At 69.1% G+C, this 440-nt stretch carries 1 protein-coding gene and 1 pseudogene; both read right to left on the bottom strand.

What is annotated here, in order from left to right:
* A partial coding sequence (locus tag IF54_RS0138995; protein WP_030327514.1) for a nuclear transport factor 2 family protein occupies window positions 1–341 on the bottom strand: 341 nt, incomplete at its 3' end.
* Between the two features lie 2 nt (window positions 342–343).
* Window positions 344–440, bottom strand: a pseudogene (locus IF54_RS44120) (MBL fold metallo-hydrolase); the annotation flags it as partial.

Below are 440 nucleotides of genomic sequence, written 5' to 3' on the forward strand. Positions count from 1 at the left end.
CGTACGACGAAGTGGTGGGCCACGCGCACGTCGATGGCTTTGCCGGTGGCCTTGTTGACGGCGGTGTAGCGGGCGAGGACGACGACGTTCTCGCCGTCGGCGACGTAGGTGTCGTCGTGGGCGGCCCAGCCCTCCCACTCCTTGCCGAGCTGCTCCATGACGTTCGAGGTGACGCCCTCGGGTGTGCGATAGGTCCCGGCCAGCGGGAAGCCGGCCATCTCCGTCCACTCCACGTCCGGGGCGAGGGTGGCGCGCAGGGCGTCCAGGTCACCGGCGGCGGAGGCCAGGTACTGACGCCGTACGACGTCGGCGGGAGCCGTCGACGAGTCGAACTCGCTCATGGTCAGCCCCACTTCATCTCGCCCTTGGCGACCTTCGAGCCGATCTGGGCGGCGATCAGCATGCCGTTGTCCGGGTACCGCTTGACCAGGGCGTCGTTC

It is taken from the genome of Streptomyces sp. NRRL B-3229, assembly GCF_000719505.1.
GTDB classification, from domain to species: Bacteria; Actinomycetota; Actinomycetes; order Streptomycetales; family Streptomycetaceae; genus Streptomyces; species Streptomyces griseorubiginosus.